Origin of the sequence: Plesiomonas sp. ZOR0011 (genome assembly GCF_000800945.1) — a bacterium.
Classification (GTDB): Bacteria; Pseudomonadota; Gammaproteobacteria; order Enterobacterales; family CAMTGL01; genus Plesiomonas; species Plesiomonas shigelloides.
The window spans coordinates 1-2,067 of the sequence record NZ_JRKB01000094.1 but is presented as its reverse complement, the minus strand read 5'-3'; the positions used below and the strand labels follow the sequence as shown (position 1 = coordinate 2,067).

2 protein-coding genes are annotated in these 2,067 nt (G+C 51.3%); both read left to right on the top strand.

Features of this window, described 5'->3' with window-relative positions:
- A partial coding sequence (gene tssI / locus L975_RS15755; protein ID WP_047709269.1) for a type VI secretion system tip protein TssI/VgrG occupies positions 1–1,226 on the top strand: 1,226 nt, incomplete at its 5' end.
- A gap of 1 nt (position 1,227) precedes the next feature.
- Positions 1,228–1,953, top strand: a complete 726-nt coding sequence (locus tag L975_RS15750; RefSeq protein ID WP_039045372.1) for a DUF4123 domain-containing protein — start codon at positions 1,228–1,230, stop codon at positions 1,951–1,953.
- Positions 1,954–2,067 lie beyond the last annotated feature (114 nt).

Genomic DNA, 2,067 nt, shown 5'->3' with positions numbered 1-2,067 from the left:
ATGCATTACGTGCTGATGCCATTACCGGTGACGGTGAGTCGAATGCCCCACAACTGATGCCAGGCTTAGCTTTCACTCTCAGTGAGCATCCCAATGCTGTACTGAATACCGATTGGCAGGTGGTACAAATAACGCATACGGGTAAACAGCCACAAGCACTGGAAGAAGAAGGCGGTAATGGGCCAACGGTGTATTACAACCAATTTGCCGTCATTCCAGCCACAACACCATGGCGCGCCCTAATGCCGCACAAGCCTATGGTCGATGGCCCACAGATAGCCACGGTCGTTGGTCCTGATGGTGAAGAGATTTACTGTGACGAGCATGGGCGCGTCAAACTGCAATTCCCATGGGACCGGTACGGTTCGAGCAATGACCAAAGCTCATGTTGGGTTCGGGTCTCACAAGGCTGGGCTGGTGGGCAATACGGTATGATAGCTATCCCGCGTGTGGGGCATGAGGTTATCGTCTCGTTTTTAGAAGGGGACCCAGACCAACCGATAGTGACTGGTCGTACCTACCATGCGACTAACCGTCCTCCCTATGACTTGCCAACGCATAAAACCCGAACCGTGTTGCGTACAGAGACGCATCAGGGGGAAGGTTTCAACGAACTGCGTTTTGAAGACCAAGCTGGACAAGAAGAAATCTACATCCACGGTCAAAAAAACCTGAATGTACTGATAGAAAACGATGTCGCGTGGCGCATTAAGCACGATGAGCATCGTGATATCGATAACGACCGTTTTACACGCATTAAAGCAAATGACCATCTGTCAGTGGATGGCGAAAAACGCGACCACATCAAAGCGGATTATTCACTGACAGTTGATACCTCGATGCATCAGAAGTTGGCCCAGTCGCTATTGGTTGATGTAGGCCAAGAGGCCCATCTAAAGGTCGGAAATAAAATAGTATTGGACGCGGGCTCTGAGTTAACGCTCAAGGTTGGCGGCAGCTTTGTGAAGATTGACCCGAGTGGCGTTACTCTAGTCGGTCCGACCATCAAAATGAACTCCGGAGGAAGTCCGGGCACGGGCTCTGGATGGGCGGGTAAAATGCCGATTAAGCCGGGGGATGTAGAAGTAGTCACCCCGCCACCGCCGATGGAGCTGGCGCGTCAAACCCCGACATTAACAACGATGCCGCCGCTTGAAAAGCCCGTGTGCATTCCTTGTATGTTGAGGGCTATGGCCCAAGGCGATTCCGTGATTAAGGGAGAGTAGGATGTTACCTGAATCAATTTGGAATAAGGGAGAGACTCACGTTCTGCTTGAGGCCGCGCATCTAACTGCAAAACAGCGAGAGCAACTGAGTGAAGGGCGATTTTTACCGCTCTACTTGCACGATGACCTCTTTGAATTGGTCAATTTAGGGCCTTGGCTTTGGCTGTGCTCAAAAGAGGATACCGACCTACTCGCAGAGATAACCCTGCAAGGTCATGTTGTTGGGATTATTGATAGCGACTTACCCATAGATGCATTGCAAGAGCAATTAGCGCTCGGCGCAAGAGTGATTGAACCAGGTGGCAAGTTTAGCTTGTTACTGCGGTTCTATACCCCTGATGCATTGCCTTTGTTGCTTGAGCAACACAATGCTTCTTGGCTTGGCGCTCTTTTTGGCGGTATTCGCCGTTGGTGGGTACGAGAATGTGGCGGGAGCTGGCGTGAGTTAGCCTTATCTATCCCCTCGGCAAAACCTGAGATAATACAACTGACTTCTGAGCTCTATCAGGCGCTAGAGGGCTCACCACTAGCGCATCGTTTATTAGCTGCTTGGCAGTCAGGAGACAATGCCTCGCATTTTCCCCCTTGTGAGCGGATGTCGATGGTACGCAAAGCACTCAGTAAAGCTAAAGAGGCTGGGGCGAGCGACTCGCAGTTAATGCTCTGGGGACTCGCTTACTTGGAAGGTGGACGCCCAGCGTTGGAGCAGATAAAGCAATCAGCATGAGCAGTTTTGAATCCATGATTGTTACTGCCGTATGGCGTTCAATGCCCCGTTGGCTGCGTTGGTTTACAGCCATGGCCCTAGTCTTGTGGCTGGGATGGGTTTTCTTGGTACAAG

Bases quoted from the DNA above. Each gene is read 5' to 3' on its own strand.
- L975_RS15750 (WP_039045372.1), top strand. From the start codon at position 1,228: ATGTTACCTGAATCAATTTGGAATAAGGGAGAGACTCACGTTCTGCTT.